Source organism: Inquilinus limosus MP06 (assembly GCF_000767795.1).
Lineage (GTDB): Bacteria > Pseudomonadota > Alphaproteobacteria > DSM-16000 > Inquilinaceae > Inquilinus > Inquilinus limosus_E.
Window position 1 is genome coordinate 1 of record NZ_JANX01000078.1, and the last position, 16429, is coordinate 16429.

Annotated in this window: 15 protein-coding genes and 1 tRNA gene; 12 read left to right on the forward strand and 4 right to left on the reverse strand. The window is 70.1% G+C overall.

Annotated elements, in window-relative coordinates:
• The 4 genes from P409_RS09040 to P409_RS09055 all read left to right on the forward strand — a co-directional run.
• The coding region (locus tag P409_RS09040; protein WP_034834496.1) for an OmpA family protein at positions 1–385 on the forward strand (385 nt) is incomplete at its 5' end.
• A 115-nt stretch (positions 386–500) separates the two neighbouring features.
• Entirely contained in the window at positions 501–1469 is a 969-nt protein-coding gene (locus tag P409_RS09045) for a thiamine pyrophosphate-dependent dehydrogenase E1 component subunit alpha (RefSeq protein ID WP_034834498.1), read from the forward strand.
• 12 nt (positions 1470–1481) lie between these two features.
• Entirely contained in the window at positions 1482–2513 is a 1032-nt protein-coding gene (locus P409_RS09050; protein ID WP_034834501.1) for an alpha-ketoacid dehydrogenase subunit beta, read from the forward strand.
• Complete coding sequence (locus P409_RS09055) at positions 2510–3628, forward strand: acetoin dehydrogenase dihydrolipoyllysine-residue acetyltransferase subunit (RefSeq protein WP_034834504.1); 1119 nt, start codon at positions 2510–2512, stop codon at positions 3626–3628. Before P409_RS09050 ends, P409_RS09055 begins: the two co-directional genes overlap by 4 nt.
• Before the next feature lie 57 nt (positions 3629–3685).
• Here the strand turns inward: P409_RS09055 and P409_RS09060 are convergent, their stop codons facing one another.
• Positions 3686–5980: a calcium-binding protein gene (locus P409_RS09060; RefSeq protein ID WP_034834506.1), complete on the reverse strand. Its 2295-nt coding sequence runs from the start codon at positions 5978–5980 to the stop codon at positions 3686–3688.
• A gap of 283 nt (positions 5981–6263) precedes the next feature.
• Between P409_RS09060 and P409_RS09065 the strand changes: the two genes are divergently transcribed.
• Positions 6264–7766 carry an ankyrin repeat domain-containing protein gene (locus P409_RS09065; RefSeq protein WP_052120241.1) on the forward strand — a complete coding sequence of 501 codons (1503 nt, stop codon included), beginning with the start codon at positions 6264–6266 and terminating at the stop codon, positions 7764–7766.
• Positions 7767–7811: 45 nt separating this feature from the next.
• Here P409_RS09065 and P409_RS09070 read toward each other — a convergent pair whose 3' ends face one another.
• The 3 genes from P409_RS09070 to P409_RS09080 form a co-directional block, all read right to left on the reverse strand.
• Positions 7812–8522, reverse strand: a complete 711-nt coding sequence (locus tag P409_RS09070; RefSeq protein WP_052120243.1) for a hypothetical protein — start codon at positions 8520–8522, stop codon at positions 7812–7814.
• A gap of 102 nt (positions 8523–8624) precedes the next feature.
• Positions 8625–9023 carry a hypothetical protein gene (locus P409_RS09075; protein ID WP_152613304.1) on the reverse strand — a complete coding sequence of 133 codons (399 nt, stop codon included), beginning with the start codon at positions 9021–9023 and terminating at the stop codon, positions 8625–8627.
• Positions 9024–9165: 142 nt separating this feature from the next.
• A tRNA-Gln gene (locus P409_RS09080) sits at positions 9166–9239 on the reverse strand.
• 173 nt (positions 9240–9412) lie between these two features.
• Between P409_RS09080 and P409_RS09085 the strand changes: the two genes are divergently transcribed.
• The 7 genes from P409_RS09085 to P409_RS09115 all read left to right on the forward strand — a co-directional run.
• Positions 9413–10459: a Ppx/GppA phosphatase family protein gene (locus P409_RS09085; RefSeq protein ID WP_238578632.1), complete on the forward strand. Its 1047-nt coding sequence runs from the start codon at positions 9413–9415 to the stop codon at positions 10457–10459.
• A gap of 15 nt (positions 10460–10474) precedes the next feature.
• Positions 10475–11206 (forward strand): RlmE family RNA methyltransferase, encoded by a 732-nt coding sequence (locus tag P409_RS09090; RefSeq protein WP_034834513.1) that lies wholly within the window; start codon positions 10475–10477, stop codon positions 11204–11206.
• 125 nt (positions 11207–11331) lie between these two features.
• Complete coding sequence (gene guaB, locus P409_RS09095) at positions 11332–12792, forward strand: IMP dehydrogenase (protein ID WP_034834517.1); 1461 nt, start codon at positions 11332–11334, stop codon at positions 12790–12792.
• 194 nt (positions 12793–12986) lie between these two features.
• Positions 12987–15014, forward strand: coding sequence for a prolyl oligopeptidase family serine peptidase (locus tag P409_RS09100; protein WP_034834519.1), 2028 nt, complete (start codon positions 12987–12989; stop codon positions 15012–15014).
• Positions 15015–15126: 112 nt separating this feature from the next.
• Positions 15127–15498 carry a DUF4406 domain-containing protein gene (locus P409_RS09105; RefSeq protein ID WP_202964610.1) on the forward strand — a complete coding sequence of 124 codons (372 nt, stop codon included), beginning with the start codon at positions 15127–15129 and terminating at the stop codon, positions 15496–15498.
• On the forward strand, positions 15498–16076 hold the full coding sequence (locus P409_RS09110; RefSeq protein WP_202964611.1) for an NUDIX domain-containing protein: 579 nt from the start codon (positions 15498–15500) through the stop codon (positions 16074–16076). The genes P409_RS09105 and P409_RS09110 overlap by 1 nt, the downstream gene beginning before the upstream one ends.
• Positions 16077–16265: 189 nt before the next feature.
• Positions 16266–16429 (forward strand): helix-turn-helix domain-containing protein (locus P409_RS09115; protein WP_034834525.1); only part of this gene is annotated, 164 nt, incomplete at its 3' end.

The following is a 16429-nucleotide window of genomic DNA, read 5'->3' on the forward strand; positions in this document are numbered from 1 at the left end:
CACCGGCATCGGCGTGAACCGCCGCGGCGACAACCTGGTGCTGGAGATCCCGGGCGACGTCACCTTCGCCACCGATTCCGCGACCATCAAGCCACAATTCTACGGGCCGCTCGACCAGGTCGCGGCGACGCTGAACCAGTATACCGAGACCTACATCGACGTGGTCGGCCACACCGACAACACCGGCCCGGCCGAGTACAACCAGCGGCTGTCGGAGGCGCGGGCGCGCTCGGTCGCCGACTACATCGCCTCCCGCGGGGTCTATCCGCCGCGGATCAATATCGGCGGCGCCGGAGAGGACCAGCCGAAGGCCAGCAACGCCACCGCGGCCGGGCGGCAGGAGAACCGGCGGGTGGAGCTGACGATCCGGCCGAACGGGCAATAGTCCCGACAGGATTCCTTCGACCAAAGTCGGAGGCGGTACGCGACGGGTTCACAACCCGAAGCACGGCACGTTACGCTCATTGCCGGACATAAGATCCGCAACGGGAGGAACGGCCATGCAGCTGAGTCGCGACGACCTTTTGCGTGCCTATCGCCAGATGCGCCTGATCCGGGAGTTCGAGGATCGGGTCCATCTCGAATTCGCCACAGGTGAGATTCCGGGCTTCGTCCATCTCTATGCCGGTGAGGAGGCCAGCGCCGTCGGCGTCTGCCTGCACCTGACCGACCGGGATTCGATCGCCAGCACCCATCGCGGCCATGGCCACTGCATCGCCAAGGATTGCGACCCGGTGGCGATGATGAAGGAGATCTACGGCCGCAAGGACGGGCTGTGCGGCGGCAAGGGCGGGTCGATGCACATCGCCGACCTGTCCAAGGGCATGATGGGCGCCAACGGCATCGTCGGCGGCGGCCCACCGCTGATCTGCGGCGCCGCGCTGGCCGCCAAGACGCTGGGCACCGGCGGGGTCGCCGTGTCCTTCACCGGCGACGGCGGCTCGAACCAGGGCACCACCTGCGAGGCGCTGAACCTGGCCACGGTGTGGAAGCTGCCGGCGATCTTCGTGTTCGAGAACAACGGCTATGCCGAGGCGACCTCGAGCAAGTATTCGGTCAGCTGCAAGGACATCGTCGAGCGCGCCCAGGCCTTCGGCATGCCCGGCGTCGTGGTCGACGGCCACGACTTCTTCGCGGTGTGGGAGGCGGCGCGGGAGGCGATCGAGCGGGCCAGGTCCGGCAACGGCCCGACCCTGATCGAGGTCAAGCTGAACCGCTATTACGGCCATTTCGAGGGCGACGCCCAGACCTACCGCGCCCCCGGCGAGGTCGACGCCATCCGGGCCCAGCGCGACAGCCTGGACCTGTTCCGCAACCGCGTCACCGAGGCCGGACTGCTCGATATCGCGCAGATGGACGCCATCGACGCCGAGATCAAGCGGGCGATCGAGAGCGCCGTGGTCGAGGCCAAGGCCGCCGCGGTGCCGGGGCCGGCCGATCTCCTGACCGACGTCTACGTCTCGTACTGAGGGAGGCAGGGCATGAGCAGGAAGAGCTTCCGCCAGGCGGTCAACGAGGCGCTGGCGCAGGAGATGCGGCGCGACCCGCGCGTGATCATCATGGGCGAGGACATCTCCGGCGGCTCCGGCGCGCCGGGCGAGCAGGATGCCTGGGGCGGGCCGCTCGGCGTCACCAAGGGGCTGTACAAGGAGTTCGGGCCCAGCCGCGTGCTGGACGCGCCGATCACCGAGAGCGCCTTCATCGGCGCCGCGGCCGGCGCGGCGGCCAGCGGCCTCAGGCCCGTCGCCGAACTGATGTTCGTCGACTTCATGGGCGTCTGCTTCGACCAGATCTTCAACCAGGCCGCCAAGTTCCGCTACATGTTCGGCGGCAAGGCGGTGACGCCGCTGACCATCCGCACCATGTACGGCGCTGGCTTCCGCGCCGCGGCGCAGCACAGCCAGTGCCTGTACCCGGTGTTCACCCACATCCCCGGGCTGAAATGCGTGGTGCCGTCCTCGCCCTATGAGGCGAAAGGCCTGCTGATCCAGGCGATCCGCGACGACGATCCGGTGATCTTCTTCGAGCACAAGGTGCTGTACGACATGGAGGAGGAGGTGCCGGACGAGCCCTACACCATCCCCTTCGGCGAGGCGAACCTGGTGCGCGAGGGCGAGGATGTCACCATCGTCGCCATCGGCCGCATGGTGCAGATGGCCAAGGCGGCGGCGGATGTCTTGGCCAAGGAAGGCGTCGACTGCACCATCATCGACCCGCGCACGACCTCGCCACTCGACATGGACACGATCCTGGAGAGCGTGGAGGAGACCGGGCGGCTGGTGGTGGTGGACGAGGCCAGCCCGCGCTGCAACCTGGCGACCGACATCTCGGCCCAGGTGGCGGACCAGGCCTTCGGCGCGCTGAAGGCGCCGATCAAGATGGTGTCGCCGCCGCATGTGCCGGTGCCGTTCTCGGCGGCGCTGGAGGACCTGTACATCCCCGACGCGGCCAAGGTGGCGGCGGCGGTGCGGACGGTGATGGGCGCGCCGGACCGGCGGGAGGCCGCGGAATGAGCGGGACCATCCACCCGATCACCATGCCGAAATGGGGCCTGGCGATGACCGAGGGCATGCTCGCCGCCTGGACGGCGGAGGAGGGCGCGCGGATCGAGCCGGGCACCGAGATCGTCGACATCGAGACCAGCAAGATCACCAACGCGCTGGAATCGCCGGTCGCCGGCACGCTGCGCCGGCGGGTGGCCGAGGAAGGGCAGACCCTGCCGGTCGGCGCCCTGCTCGGCGTGGTGGTCGAGGGCGAAGTGGATGACGGCGAGCTCGACCGTTTCATCGCCGCCTTCCAGGCCGAGGCCGCGGCCGCGGCCGAAAGCGCCGCCCCGCCGCCCGAGCCCAAGGTGATCCAGGCCGGCGGCCGGCCGGTCCGGGCGCTGGTGACGGGCGAGGGCGACGGCACGCCGGTCGTCCTGATCCACGGCTTCGGCGGCGACCTCAACAACTGGCTGTTCACCCAGCCGGCGCTGACCGGCCGCCCGGTCCACGCCATCGACCTGCCGGGTCATGGCGGCTCCGGCAAGGAGGTCGGGGCCGGCGACATCGCGGCACTGGCCGGCGCGGTGCTGGCCTATCTCGACGCCGCCGGCATCGCCCGGGCGCATCTGGTCGGGCATTCCCTGGGCGGGGCCGTCGCCCTGGCCACGGCGCTGGACGCGCCGGAGCGGGTGGCGTCGGCGACGCTGATCGCCCCGGCCGGGCTCGGGGCGGAGATCAACAGCGGTTATATCGACGGCTTCATCGGCGCGCAGAAGCGCAAGGACCTGAAGCCGCATCTCGAGGCGCTGTTCGCCGACCCCGATTTGGTGACCCGCGACCTGGTCGAGGACGTGCTGAAGTACAAGCGCCTGGACGGGGTCGAGGCGGCGCTGAGGACGATCAGCGGCGCCGTCTTTCCCGGCGGCCGCCAGGCGGTATCGCTGCGCGACCGGATCGGCTCGGCCAGGGTGCCGGTCCAGGTGATCTGGGGCACCGCCGACGCCATCCTGCCGGCCGCCCATGCCGACGGGCTGCCGGCCTCGGTCCCGGTGCACCGCTTCGACGGCAAGGGCCACATGGTCCATATGGAGGCGGCGGCCGAGGTGAACCGGCTGCTCTCGACATTCATCGGAAACGGCTAAACGCCTCTCCGGGCCAGGATCTCCCGGCCGATGCCGGCCGGGAGATCACACCACGACTCAAAGCACGAAGTCGCCGGCCGCCAGGGTGATCGCCCCGGTCAGGCCGATGCTGAAATCGGCGGTGCCGTCGCCGTTGACGTCGCCGCTGACCACGGTGCTGCTGCCGACGACCTCCGCCCGCAACTCGCCGGCATGATGGCCGAAGGCGGCGGAACCGATGAAGGTGAAGGCCTGGTTCCCGGCGATCGCGGTGTCGGCGTCGATGCCGGAGAGGTCGATCCGGTCCCCCTGGGCCTGGCTGAAATCGGCGATCCGGTCGGCATTGGCGCCGAGGCCGCTGTCGCCGATGGCGAGATAGACGAAGCGGTCCGCCCCGGCATCGCCGACCAGGGTATCGGCCCCGCCGCGCCCGGTGAGCACGTCATCGCCGCCCAGGCCGCGCAGCGCGTTGGCGCCGGCGTCTCCCGACAGCGCGTCGGCCAGGGTCGAGCCGACGATGTTCTCCACCGCCACCAGCACGTCGCCCTGGGCCTCTCCGCCGCTCGGCTGGACGCCGGGCTGGAGATCGAGGGTCACACCGGCCGTGCTGTTGGAGTAGTAGGCGGTGTCGATGCCCGCGCCGCCGTCCAGCCGGTCGGCCTCGGCGCCGCCGGTGAGAATATCGTTGCCGGCATCGCCGATCAGGACGTCGTCCCCAGTGCGGCCCTGGAGGTTGTCGTCGCCCCCGAAGCCGCGCAGCAGGTTGGCGCCGCCGTCCCCCTGCAGCGTGTCGGCCAGGGTTGAGCCGATCACGTTCTCGAAGTTGGTAAGGACGTCGCCCTGGGCCTCGCTGCCGGCGCCGAGTCCGATGCCGATCGCCAGGTCGATCCGCACCCCGGCGGTGCTGTTGGTGTAGTAGAGCGTGTCGATGCCGTCGCCGCCGTCAAGCGTGTCGGCGCCGAGGCCGCCTTCGGCCACGTCGTTGCCGGCGCCGCCGCGCACGATATCCGCCCCCTCATGGCCGCGGAGGTCGTCATTGCCGGTGCCGCCATCGAGCGTATCGTCGCCTGCGAGCCCGAGGAGAGTGTCGTTGCCGCCCGATCCCGACAGGACGTTGGCGCCGTTGGACCCGGTGATGGAATCGGAACCGTCGCCGCCCTGGATATTCTCGATGTCGGTGCCTATTCCTTCGCCTTCGGCCTCGCCGCCATGACCGAGGCCGCCGATCACGACCGTCACGCCGATGGCGCCGCCATAGACGGCCGTGTCGATGCCGCCGCCGCCGCCCAGGATGTCCACACCGGTCCCGCCGTTGAGCACATCGTTGCCGGCGCTGCCGTCGAGGATATCATTGCCGGCGGCGCCGCTGAGCACGTCGTCGCCGAGCTGGCCGCGAATGCTGTTGTCCGCGGCATTTCCGGTCAGCTGGTCGTTGCCGTAATACGAGCCGACGAGGTCCTCGAAATCATCGGCGATTACGTCGCCCTCGGCGTAGCCGCCGGACGCCGTCAGTGCGGTCAGGTCGACCTGCACGCCGGTGCTGGCATGATAGTTGAGCTGGTCGATCCCGGCGCCGCCGCTAAGGTGATCCGCGCCGTCCCAGCCTGCGATGGCATCGTTGCCGTCGCCGCCGGTGATCTGGTCATCGCCGGCTCTTCCCGATATGGCATCGTCGCCGTCGCCGCCATCGAGGATATCGCCCGCATCGCCGCCGCCGAGCTGGTCGTTCCCGCCCATTCCCCGGTATTCGATGTCGGTATTGACGGCGATGGAGGCGGACAGATAGTCGTTGGCGCCGGTGCCGATGATGATCTCGATGTCGGCAGCGACCGTGCCGCCCGCCGCGCCCTGGGACAGAGATACGCCGGCGGCGCCGGTGAAGGTGACAGTGTCGATGCCGGCGCCCCCGATCAGGCTGCCGCCGCCGCCCGGCACGATCAGCGTGTCGTTGCCGTTTCCACCATCCAGCGTGTCGGTGCCGCCGAGGCTGGACAACGTATCGTTACCGTCGCCGCCGATCAGCACATTCGCCGCCGTCGATCCGGTGAGCGCATCGTTGCCGCCTGTGCCGGTGATGTTCTCGATGTCGCCGGCCACCGTATCGCCTTCCGCCTCGCCGCCATCGGCGATGTCGCCGATCACGACCGTGACACCCGCCGTGCCGCCATAGACGATGGTGTCGACCCCGGCGCCGCCGATCAGGATGTCCGCGCCGGTGCCGCCGTTCAGCATGTCATTTCCGTCACCGCCATTCAGGATATCGGCCCCGGCCGCTCCGGACAGCGTGTCGTTCCCGCCCAGGCCGCTCGCGCTGTCGTTGTCGGAAGTGCCGGCAAACACGTCGTTGCCGCTTGTGCCTGTGAAAGTCGCCATGAATCCCTCCCTGGAAAATGGTTCTTGACCGACGGCCCGATAGGCCGCGCGGTTTGTATAATGGATACAGAATGTCCCTTTATGACCCAGGTCTCAAGCGTGAGCATGCCGACCGCGAGCCCGTTGCGGCGCCCGGCCTCGCCCGCTAGCCTTCCGCTCGCGTGCAAGACGCATCCGGTCCGCGGGAAGGGCAGCGCCCACTTGCCAGCGAGCGTCGCCTCCTGCGCCGATCCTTCTTTCTGCCCGTCGATGCGGATGCCGGGCGTGTGAAAGGAGGAGCGTCATGCCCCATCCCTATGCCCGGGACCTGCCCGCGTCACCCGATCCGGAGCAGCAGAGGAGGCGCGCCAAGGACCTGCTGAAGGCGCTGCGCGCCGGCGATGCCGGGGCGATCGCAAGGGTCCGCTACAGCCATCCCCGGCTGGCCCACCGCCCGGATGCCGAGCTGGTCGCCGCGGCGAAGCTGAGCGACGCGCAATGGGTGGTCGCCCGCGAATACGGCTTCGCCAGCTGGCCCAGGCTGCAGGCGCATCTGGCCGGTGAGCCGCCGGAGATCGCCCGGCCGTTCGAGGTCGAGCTGCAATACTACCGCGACCGCGCCGCCGGGATCCGCAGCAACCACCGCACCGGCGAGGCCGGGTCGCTGCGCCTGGTGCAGCGCTTCCACCCGCGCTTCGCCGCCGCGTCCGAGGCCGAGATCCGTGCCGCGGAGCTGAGCCAGGAGGATGCCGAGCTGGTGGTCGCCCGCAGCCACGGCTTCGACGGCTGGGACGGGTTCGCCGCGCGGATCGGGGCGATGCAGGCCGGCCGGGCCGAGGAGCCGTTCCGCACCGCCTTCGAGGCGATCCGCGGCGACGACCGCGCCGGCCTGGCAGCGGTGCTCGCGGCGCATCCCGGCCTGGTCAATGCCAAGGGCACCAACGGCAACCGGCTGCTGATGCTGGCGATCTCGATGGACCGGATGGTCCTGGCCGGCGACCTGCTCGACGCCGGCGCCGATCCGGCCCTTACCAACGACAAGGGCTGGGGGCCGCTGCACGACATCGCCTATGGTGGTGGTCGTGGCGACCGTGAAGCGCGGCTGGCCCTGCTCGACCGGCTGATCTCGGCCGGCGCCTCCGTCGAAGCGGAGGCCTACGGCGACGGCGGCACGCCGCTGGCGGTCGCGCTGTTCTGGGGCCATACGGCGATGGCGGAACGGCTGGTGGCTGAGGTGGCGGCGCCGCTGAACCTGCGCATCGCCGCCGGGCTTGGCCGGATGGACCTGGTCGCCCTGTTCTTCGAGGCCGACGGCCCCCTGCGGCCGGAGGCGGGATACCATCGCGGCTTCTACCGGCCGCACAGCGGCTTCCCGGAATGGCACATGACCGGCGCGCCGCAGGAGGTGCTGGACGAGGCGCTGACCTGGGCCGCCCGCAGCGGCCGGATCGAGGCGATGGCGGCGCTGCTGGCCCGCGGCGCCGACATCGACGGCGTGCCGCACAACGGCGCCGCGCTGCACTGGGCGCTGCTGTGCCATCGCACCGAGGCGGTGGAGTGGCTGCTGGGGCAGGGGGCGGATGTCGACCGGCGCGCCGTATGGGGCGACACCGCCGACGTCACGCCGCTGCACATGGCGGCCGGCTGGGCCAACGACCCTCGCGCCGCCCGGCTGCTGCTGGACCGCGGGGCGGACCCGACCATCCGCGACCGCACCTACAACAGCACGCCGCTCGGCTGGGCCGAGCATTTCGGCCATCCCGAGGTGGCCGCCGTGCTGAGAGGCGGTGCGGAAGGCGGGGCCTGAGCTGCCGGCCGGTCCGGGGCGTCTCGGGCCCCGGACCGGTCGCCCTCACACGGTCCGGTCCCGCAGCCTGCGCAGCAGCGACAGGGTGTAGATCAGGACGAACAGATAGATGAACAGCTCCTGCTGCTCGGCGGCGCGGTAGGGCTTGGGACCCTGGCCGAAGCCGAACAGGTGCAGCCATTCCGGCAGGATCGTCACCAGCACCAGCGCCGCCGCGGTGAAGCCGGCGAAGGTCGGCATCAGCCACCAGGGCCGGGCGATGCGCAGCCGGCCGGTCGCGGCCGTCACCAGCGGATAGAGGATGCCGCCGACATAGATCGCGGTCTCCAGCAACGCCCGCGGCTTCTGGTCGAACCAAGCGGAGGTGTTGTGCAGGTTGGTCTCCTGCTGGTCGTTGACCTGGGCGAACCAGCCCTCGGCCGCCCAGCCGGCATAGTGCTGGCCCCAGCTGATCTCCTCACCGAGCATGTAGAACGACCCCAGCGCCAGCAGGGCCGCCCAGATCGTCAGGCCGGGATCCCGTGCGGCACGGGCGCGCCCGAACAGGACCAGGCCGGCGATCAGCGACGCCAGCAGGATGGCCGCCTGGGTGTTCTCAAGCACGCCGAGCTCGCCTTCGAGCACGGTCATGCGCAGATCGGGACGGAGATAGAGGGCGAGGCTGAAGGCCAGGAACAGGACGAGCGGCAGGATGACGGTGATGCCGAAGGGCAGATCATCGGCCGCCCGCGTGCGGGACGGGGCGAAGGTAACCAATGACTCGAAACTCCAAGAACCGATGCCCCTCGGCCCTGGTGTTACGGAATTATGACGGCCGTGTCGACCAGCAATCTCCGGCTGTGGCGGATACCCGGCAACTCACTCCAATGGCGAATCGTCGTCCCCGCCGATAGCGTCCTGGACCGCATCGACCGCGGCATCCTGCACGACGGCGGTGGCCGCGTCCTGCACGGCGCTGATCGCCGAGTCCTGGAGATCGCTGACCGGCTGCAGCGTGGCGTCGGCCGTCCGCCGCAAGGAGGTGAGCACCGAATCGGCCGTGGCCAGCAGATGCCGGAAGCCCGGAATACCCTCGCAGTGGGCGCGGGGCGCCGGAGAGGCCGCCAGCGCCTGTTCGCAGCGTTCCAGGCTGCCGGCCAGGATCGCCACCGGCGCCGGGGCCGCATCGTCGCCGCTGTCCTCGATCAGGTAGTAGACCGGCGTGACGGCCGCCCGGGCCACGATCGCCGCTGCGAAGATGATCACTGCCGATCGCATGTTCGGCCTCGCCGGTCGTTTTCGGGAGGGCCCGACCGTACACGCCGGGGGGCACCGAAGGCCAGACCGGGATTGTCGCAAGATAACGCCGGCGGCTTCGCGGAAACCGCGCATGGTGCCAAATTGTCCGGAAAGCCGGAATTGGCTGGGGGACTAGGATTCGAACCTAGGCTGGCGGAGTCAGAGTCCGCTGTCCTACCACTAGACGATCCCCCAGCGGCCGGCGGGAGGGTGTCTACCCCAGCGATCCGCCCGTGTAAAGGCCTGTGTGAACGAACGGCAGCCATGTCGATAAAGGATGCGACTCCCGGCCCATTTCCTCTTTGGCCATGGCTGCGCTACAGTTCGATGAAGGGACGGAGGCGCCGTTCGAAACGGGACGGACGGCCATGGAAGGAATGTCAGTGGTGGAGTCGATCGCGATCTCGGAGGCCACCGCGGCCGGCGATCGACGTCGGACGGCGAGGCCCGAACCTCTCTATGCCGCGGTGGATCTCGGCACCAACAACTGCCGGCTGCTGATCGCGCGCGCCGCGACCGGCGGTTTCCAGGTGGTCGATGCGTTCAGCCGCATCGTCCGGCTGGGTGAGGGCGTCGGCGCCACAGGGCGGCTGCAGCCCGAGGCGATGCAGCGCACCCTGTCGGCGCTGCGCATCTGCGCCGCCAAGATCCGGCGCCAGAACGTGATCCTGTCGCGCGCCGTGGCGACCGAGGCCTGCCGTCAGGCCGACAACTTCCCGGCCTTCCGCGACCGGGTGCGGCGCGAGACCGGGCTGAGGCTGGAGATGATCCCGGCGGCGGAGGAGGCGCGCCTGGCGGCGGCCGGCTGCGCCCCGCTGCTGGACCCCGCGATCCCGCACGCGATCATCTTCGACATCGGCGGCGGGTCGACCGAGTTGACCTGGCTGGAGATCGATTCCGACGGCCAGCCGGTGACGCTCGACGCGCTCAGCATGCCGCTCGGCGTCGTCTCGCTGGCTGAGCAGCATGGCGGCCACGAGGTCTCGCCCGAGACCTATGCGGCGATGAGCGCCACCACCGCCGCCGCCCTGGCCGGGTTCGAGGCGCGCAACAACCTGCGCGGGCTGATCGCCCAGGGCCGGGTGCAGATGATCGGCTCTTCCGGCACCGTCACCACCCTGGCCGGGGTGCATCTCGGCCTGCCGCGTTACATCCGCTCCGAGGTCGACGGCTGCACCCTGACCTTCGAGGAGGCGCGGCGCGCCAGCCGCATGCTGCTGGGCCTCGACTATGCCGGGCGGTCGTCCTATCCCTGCATCGGCCGCGACCGCGCCGACCTGGTGCTGGCCGGCTGCGCCATCCTCGAGGCGATCTGCGACACTTGGCCGGTCGGCAAGCTGCGGGTGGGTGATCGCGGCGTGCGCGAAGGCATCCTGTTCGACCTGCTGGCCGAGGCGCAGAAGCGCCGCGCCTGATCACATCCGGAACCGATGAAGACACCGAAGAAGCCTGGAGCCGCGGGCGGCGCGAGGGCAGAGGGGCCGAGCGGCCGCGGCAGCCGCGGCCTGACCGTGCGCGTGAAGACCGCCAAGCAGCGCACCCCGTCCTCCACCCGCTGGCTGGAGCGCCAGCTCAACGACCCCTATGTCGCCGAGGCCAGGCGTCTGGGCTACCGCTCGCGCGCGGCCTTCAAGCTGCTGCAGCTCGACGACAAGCTGGGCCTGCTGCGCCGCGGCATGCGCGTGGTCGATCTCGGCTGCGCCCCCGGCGGCTGGGTGCAGGTGGCGCTGGAGCGGGTGGGGCCGCAGGGGAAGGTGGTCGGCATCGACTATCTCGGCATGGACCCGGTGCCGGGCGCGACCATCCTGGAACTCGACTTCCTCGACCCCACCGCGCCGGCCCGGCTGAAGGAGGCGCTGGCCGGTCCGGCCGACCTCGTGCTCAGCGACATGGCGGCGCCGACCGTCGGCCACCCGGCGACCGACCATCTGCGCATCATGGCGCTGGCCGAGACCGCGGCCGACTTCGCCCTCGACGTGCTGGTGCCGGGCGGCGCCTTCGTCGCCAAGCTGTTCCAGGGCGGGGCGGAGAAGGACCTGCTCGATATCCTGAAGCGCAACTTCGCCAAGGTCCGCCACGTCAAGCCGGCCGCCAGCCGGCAGGACAGCTCCGAGGTCTATGTGGTGGCCACCGAGTTCAAGGGGCGGGAGGCCGGCGCATAGGGCGCCGTTGCGTCCCGTCCGGCCCTCATGATCCGCTCGACGCAACGCTGGCCCCCTAGATCTGCGCTTCACAACGCCCGGAGGGGGGTTATATTGCGGCGCTTCCAAGCTCTGGGAGCCTCCACATGCAGTTCCGCGACGCCCTGACCTTCGATGACGTCCTGCTGGTCCCGCAGGCCTCGTCGATCCTGCCCGCCGAAGCGGACACGCGGACCAGGCTGACCAAGCGGATCGAGCTGGGCATCCCGCTGCTCTCCGCCGCCATGGACACCGTCACCGAGGCGCCGCTGGCCATCGCCATGGCCCAGGCCGGCGGCATCGGCGTGATCCACCGCAACCTCGACATCGACCGCCAAGCCGAGGAGGTGCGCAAGGTCAAGCGCTTCGAAAGCGGCATGGTGGTGAACCCGATCACGATCGGCCCGAACGCCTCGCTGGCCGAGGCGCTGGCGCTGATGGACCGGCACGGCATCTCCGGCATCCCGGTGGTCGAGGACAACGGCAAGCTGGTCGGCATCCTGACCAACCGCGACGTCCGCTTCGCCACCAACCCGACCCAGCCGGTGCGCGAGCTGATGACCAAGGAGAACCTGGTCACGGTGCGCGAGGGGGTCGGCAAGGATGAGGCCAAGCGCCTCCTGCACCAGAACCGGATCGAGAAGCTGCTGGTCGTCGATGACGCCTTCCGCTGCATCGGCCTGGTCACCGTCAAGGACATCGTCCGCGCCCAGCTGCACCCGAACGCCTGCAAGGACGAGCAGGGCCGCCTGCGCGTCGCCGCCGCCACCGGCACCGGCGACAAGGGCATCTCCCGCGCCGAGGCGCTGTTCGACGCCGGCGTCGACGTGTTGGTGCTGGACACCGCGCACGGCCATTCCGAGGGCGTGCTGAAGAGCGTGGAGCGGGCGCGCCGCCTGACCAACTCGACCCAGCTGGTGGCCGGCAACGTCGCCACCGCCGACGCCGCCAAGGCGCTGATCGATGCCGGGGCGGATGCGGTGAAGGTCGGCATCGGCCCGGGGTCGATCTGCACCACCCGCATGGTCGCCGGCGTCGGCGTGCCGCAGCTGACCGCGGTGATGGACTGCGTCGAGGCCTGCCGCAAGGCCGGCATCCCGGTGATCTCCGACGGCGGCATCAAGTATTCCGGCGACCTGGCCAAGGCCATCGCCGCCGGCGCCGATGTGGTGATGCTGGGCTCGCTGTTCGCCGGCACCGACGAGGCGCCGGGCGAGGTGATCCTGTACCAGGGCCGCTCCTATAAGAGCTACCGCGGCATGGGCTCGCTGGGCGCCATGGCGCGCGGCTCGGCCGACCGCTACTTCCAGCAGGAGGTGTCGGACACGCTGAAGCTGGTGCCGGAAGGCGTCGAGGGCCGGGTGCCGTACAAGGGCCCGATCGCCAATGTCATCCACCAGCTGGTGGGCGGGCTGAAGGCGGCCATGGGCTACACCGGCAGCCGGACCATCGCCGACCTGCACCAGCGGGCCGAGTTCGTGCGCATCACCAATGCCGGCCTGCGCGAGAGCCATGTGCACGACATCACCGTGACCCACGAGGCCCCGAACTACCGGCCGGGGCTGTAAGGGAGCTTCCTTCCCGAACCGTCATTGCGAGCGCAGCGAAGCAATCCAGGGGCCAGTGTGAACCGGCCCTGGATTGCTTCGTCGGCTTCGCCTCCTCGCAATGACGGTGAAGGGCCTGCGTCGTCCTGCGACTGGCCCCTTCCGTCATCGCCTCCTATTCTGGCCGGCCCACGCTTCAACCGGCACGGTCGGACATGGACAGCCAGGACGATCCCTATCTGTGGCTCGAGGACATCGAGGGCGAGAAAGCCCTCGACTGGGTCCGGGCGCGTAATGCCGAGAGCACCGGCCGCCTCGCCGAGACGGCGGAGTTCGAGCGGATGCGCCGGCAGATGCTGGAAATCCTCGATTCCGAGGAGAAGCTGCCGCACATCGTCCGCCGCGGCGACCGCTGCTACAATTTCTGGCGCGACGCGGCCCATCCGCGCGGCCTGTGGCGGCGCACCACGCTCGCCTCCTTCCGTACCGCCGAGCCGGTGTGGGAGGTGCTGCTGGACCTCGACGCGCTGGCCGAGACCGAGGGCGAGAACTGGGTCTGGCACGGCTCCGACGTGCTGGAGCCGGACTTCAGGCGCGCCCTGATCGCCCTGTCGCGCGGCGGCGCCGACGCCCATGTCGTCCGCGAATTCGACCTGGAGAGCCGCAGCTTTGTGCCGGATGGCTTCTTCCTGCCCGAAGCCAAGAGCCGCTTCGGCTGGAAGGACGTCGATTCGATCTATATCGGCACCGATTTCGGCCCGGGGTCGCTGACCCGCTCCGGCTATCCGCGCGTCGCCAAGCTGTGGCGTCGCGGTGAGCCGCTGGAGGCGGCGACGATCGTCTATGAGGGGCGGGAGGACGATCTCGCCGTCGACGCCGTCCATGACGACTTCCCCGGCTTCGAGCGGGATTTCGTCTCCCGCCGCATCGATTTCTACACCAGCGAGCTCTACCTGCTGGGCGACGACGGCGCCCTGACCCTGATCGACGTGCCGCGCGACGCCGAGGCCGGCACCCACGGCCCCTGGCTGCTGGTGTCGCCGCGCACGGACTGGACGGTCGGCGGCCGCACTTTTGCCGGCGGTTCGCTCCTGGCCGCTCCGTTCGACGATTGGCTGGCCGGCAAGCGCGAGCCCGTCGCCCTGTTCGAGCCGACCGAGACCACGGCGCTGTCGAGCTATTCCGGCACTCGCAACCACCTGGTGCTGCAGATCCTCGACGACGTGAAGAGCCGGGTGGAGGTGCTGACGCCGGGCGAGGGCGACTGGCGGCGCCAGGCGCTGGAAGGGCTGCCCGAGGCCGCGACCATCGCCTATGTCGGCACCGCGCCGCACCAGGATGACGACATCCTGGTCCTGGCCTCGGGATTCCTCGAGCCGGACACGCTGTATCGCGGCACCGCCGGCCAGCCCGGCTTCGAGATGCTGAAGCAGGCGCCGGCCTTCTTCGACGCCTCGCCCTATGCGGTGGAGCAGCATTTCGTCGCCTCGGCCGACGGCACCCGGGTGCCGTATTTCGTGGTCGCCCGGAAGGACCTGCCGCGAGACGGCAGCGCGCCCGTGCTGCTGACCGGCTATGGCGGCTTCGAGGTGCCGCTGCTGCCGCACTACATCCCGGGCGAGGGGCGGCTGTGGCTCGACCGCGGCGGCGTCTATGCCGTGGCCAATATCCGCGGCGGCGGCGAATACGGGCCGCGCTGGCACCAGGCGGCTTTGCGCGAGAACCGGCCGCGCGCCTATGAGGATTTCGCCGCCGTGGCGCGCGACCTGGTGGCCCGCGGCATCACCTCCGTCCCGCGCCTCGGCATCGAGGGCGGCAGCAATGGCGGCCTGCTGGTCGGCAACATGCTGACGACCTGGCCGGAACTGTTCGGCGCCATCGTCTGCGCCGTGCCGCTCCTGGACATGAAGCGCTACACCAAGCTGCTGGCCGGCGCCTCCTGGACCGCGGAATACGGCGACCCCGACAAGCCGGAGGACTGGGCGTTCCTGCAGACCTTCTCGCCCTACCAGAACCTGCGGCAGGACGCGGCCTACCCGCCGGTGCTGTTCCTGACCTCGACCCGCGACGACCGGGTGCATCCGGGCCACGCCCGCAAGATGGCGGCGAAGATGATCGCGATGGGCAAGGACGTCCGCTACTACGAGAACATCGAGGGCGGCCACGGCGCCGCCGCCAACAACGCCCAAACCGCCTTCAACCAGGCGCTGATCCACGCCTTCCTGTGGGAGAGGCTGACCTAGGGGGGACGCAGCCCCTCAATTCTGAATACCCGTCGTTCAGGTCTGGGGTGCTCCCAGCCGTCCCGGCGGTCGTCAGGATGCCTCCATCTCTGGTTCCACTGATGGAGGCATCTTGACGTTTTCCCCTCTCATGATCCTGGTGGCCGGGCCGTACCGCTCGGGCACCGGCGACGATCCCCGGCTGATCGCGGCCAATATGCGGGCCATGAACGAGGCCGCGCTGCGGCTGTTCCGGGCCGGCCACCTGCCGATCACCGGCGAGGCGCTGGCCCTGCCGCTGGTCGAGACCGCCGGCTCCGCCGGCATCGGCGACGCGGTGTTCGACGAGATCTTCCACCCGATCGGCGAGCGCGTGGCGCGGCACTGCGACGCCTGCCTGCGGATCGGCGGCCCGTCGGTCGGGGCCGAGGCGATGGTGGCGATCTTCGAGCGGGCCGGGCGCCCGGTCTATCGCAGCCTGGCCGATGTGCCGGGATGCACCTGATGCAGGACAGGATCCGGATCAAGTCGGTCGAGACCCTGTCCGACGACTGGTACGTGCTGAAGAAGACCACCTTCGACTACCGGCGCCAGGACGGCAGCTGGCAGACCGTCAGCCGCGAGACCTATGACCGCGGCAATGGCGCGGCGATCCTGCTGTACGACCCCGCGCGCGGCCGGGTGCTGCTGACCCGGCAGTTCCGGTTTCCGGCCTATGTCAACGGCCACCCCGAGCCGCTGATCGAGGCCTGCGCCGGCCTGCTCGACGACCGCGACCCGGAGACCGCGATCCGCCAGGAGGCGGAGGAGGAGACGGGCTATCGCGTGGCCGCGCCGCGCCGGGTGTTCGAGGCCTTCATGAGCCCGGGGTCGGTGACCGAGCGGCTGGTCTTCTTCGTCGCCGAGTACAGCCCGGCCGACCGTGCCTCGGATGGCGGCGGTGTGGAGGCCGAGGGCGAGGACATCGAGACGCTGGAGCCGACCCTGGCCGAGGCGCTGGCGATGGTCGGGCGCGGCGAGATCATGGACGGCAAGACCATTCTCCTGCTGCAATACGCCCAGCTGCATCGATTGCTGGACTGAGCGTGATCGCGGGCGTGGCCATCCATCTCCCGCCGGGGAGACCTTTCAGAATTCTCAACACCGTCCTTGCGAGCGCAGCGAAGCAATCCAGGGGCCAGTGTGGACCGGCCCTGGATCGCCACGTCACTTCGCTCCTCGCGATGACGACCCTATGATTGGGTCCAGCCAGGCTGCAGCGAAGAACCGAGCGTGACCACGGGCGAGCCGAACTGGGACGACATCCGCATCTTCCTCGCCGTCGCCCGGACCGGCAGCCTGACCGAGGCCGGGCGACGGCTGGGGCTGAGCCAGCCCACCATCGGCCGCCACCTGCGGTCGCTGGAGGAGGTGGCTCGCGCCCGGCTGTTCGACCG

Bases quoted from the DNA above. Each gene is read 5' to 3' on its own strand.
- P409_RS09065 (WP_052120241.1), top strand. From the start codon at position 6,264: ATGCCCCATCCCTATGCCCGGGACCTGCCCGCGTCACCCGATCCGGAG.
- P409_RS09045 (WP_034834498.1), top strand. From the start codon at position 501: ATGCAGCTGAGTCGCGACGACCTTTTGCGTGCCTATCGCCAGATGCGC.
- P409_RS09110 (WP_202964611.1), top strand. From the start codon at position 15,498: ATGCAGGACAGGATCCGGATCAAGTCGGTCGAGACCCTGTCCGACGAC.
- P409_RS09100 (WP_034834519.1), top strand. From the start codon at position 12,987: ATGGACAGCCAGGACGATCCCTATCTGTGGCTCGAGGACATCGAGGGC.
- P409_RS09085 (WP_238578632.1), top strand. From the start codon at position 9,413: ATGGAAGGAATGTCAGTGGTGGAGTCGATCGCGATCTCGGAGGCCACC.
- P409_RS09055 (WP_034834504.1), top strand. From the start codon at position 2,510: ATGAGCGGGACCATCCACCCGATCACCATGCCGAAATGGGGCCTGGCG.
- guaB (WP_034834517.1), top strand. From the start codon at position 11,332: ATGCAGTTCCGCGACGCCCTGACCTTCGATGACGTCCTGCTGGTCCCG.
- P409_RS09060 (WP_034834506.1), bottom strand. From the start codon at position 5,980: ATGGCGACTTTCACAGGCACAAGCGGCAACGACGTGTTTGCCGGCACT.
- P409_RS09090 (WP_034834513.1), top strand. From the start codon at position 10,475: ATGAAGACACCGAAGAAGCCTGGAGCCGCGGGCGGCGCGAGGGCAGAG.
- P409_RS09050 (WP_034834501.1), top strand. From the start codon at position 1,482: ATGAGCAGGAAGAGCTTCCGCCAGGCGGTCAACGAGGCGCTGGCGCAG.
- P409_RS09075 (WP_152613304.1), bottom strand. From the start codon at position 9,023: ATGCGATCGGCAGTGATCATCTTCGCAGCGGCGATCGTGGCCCGGGCG.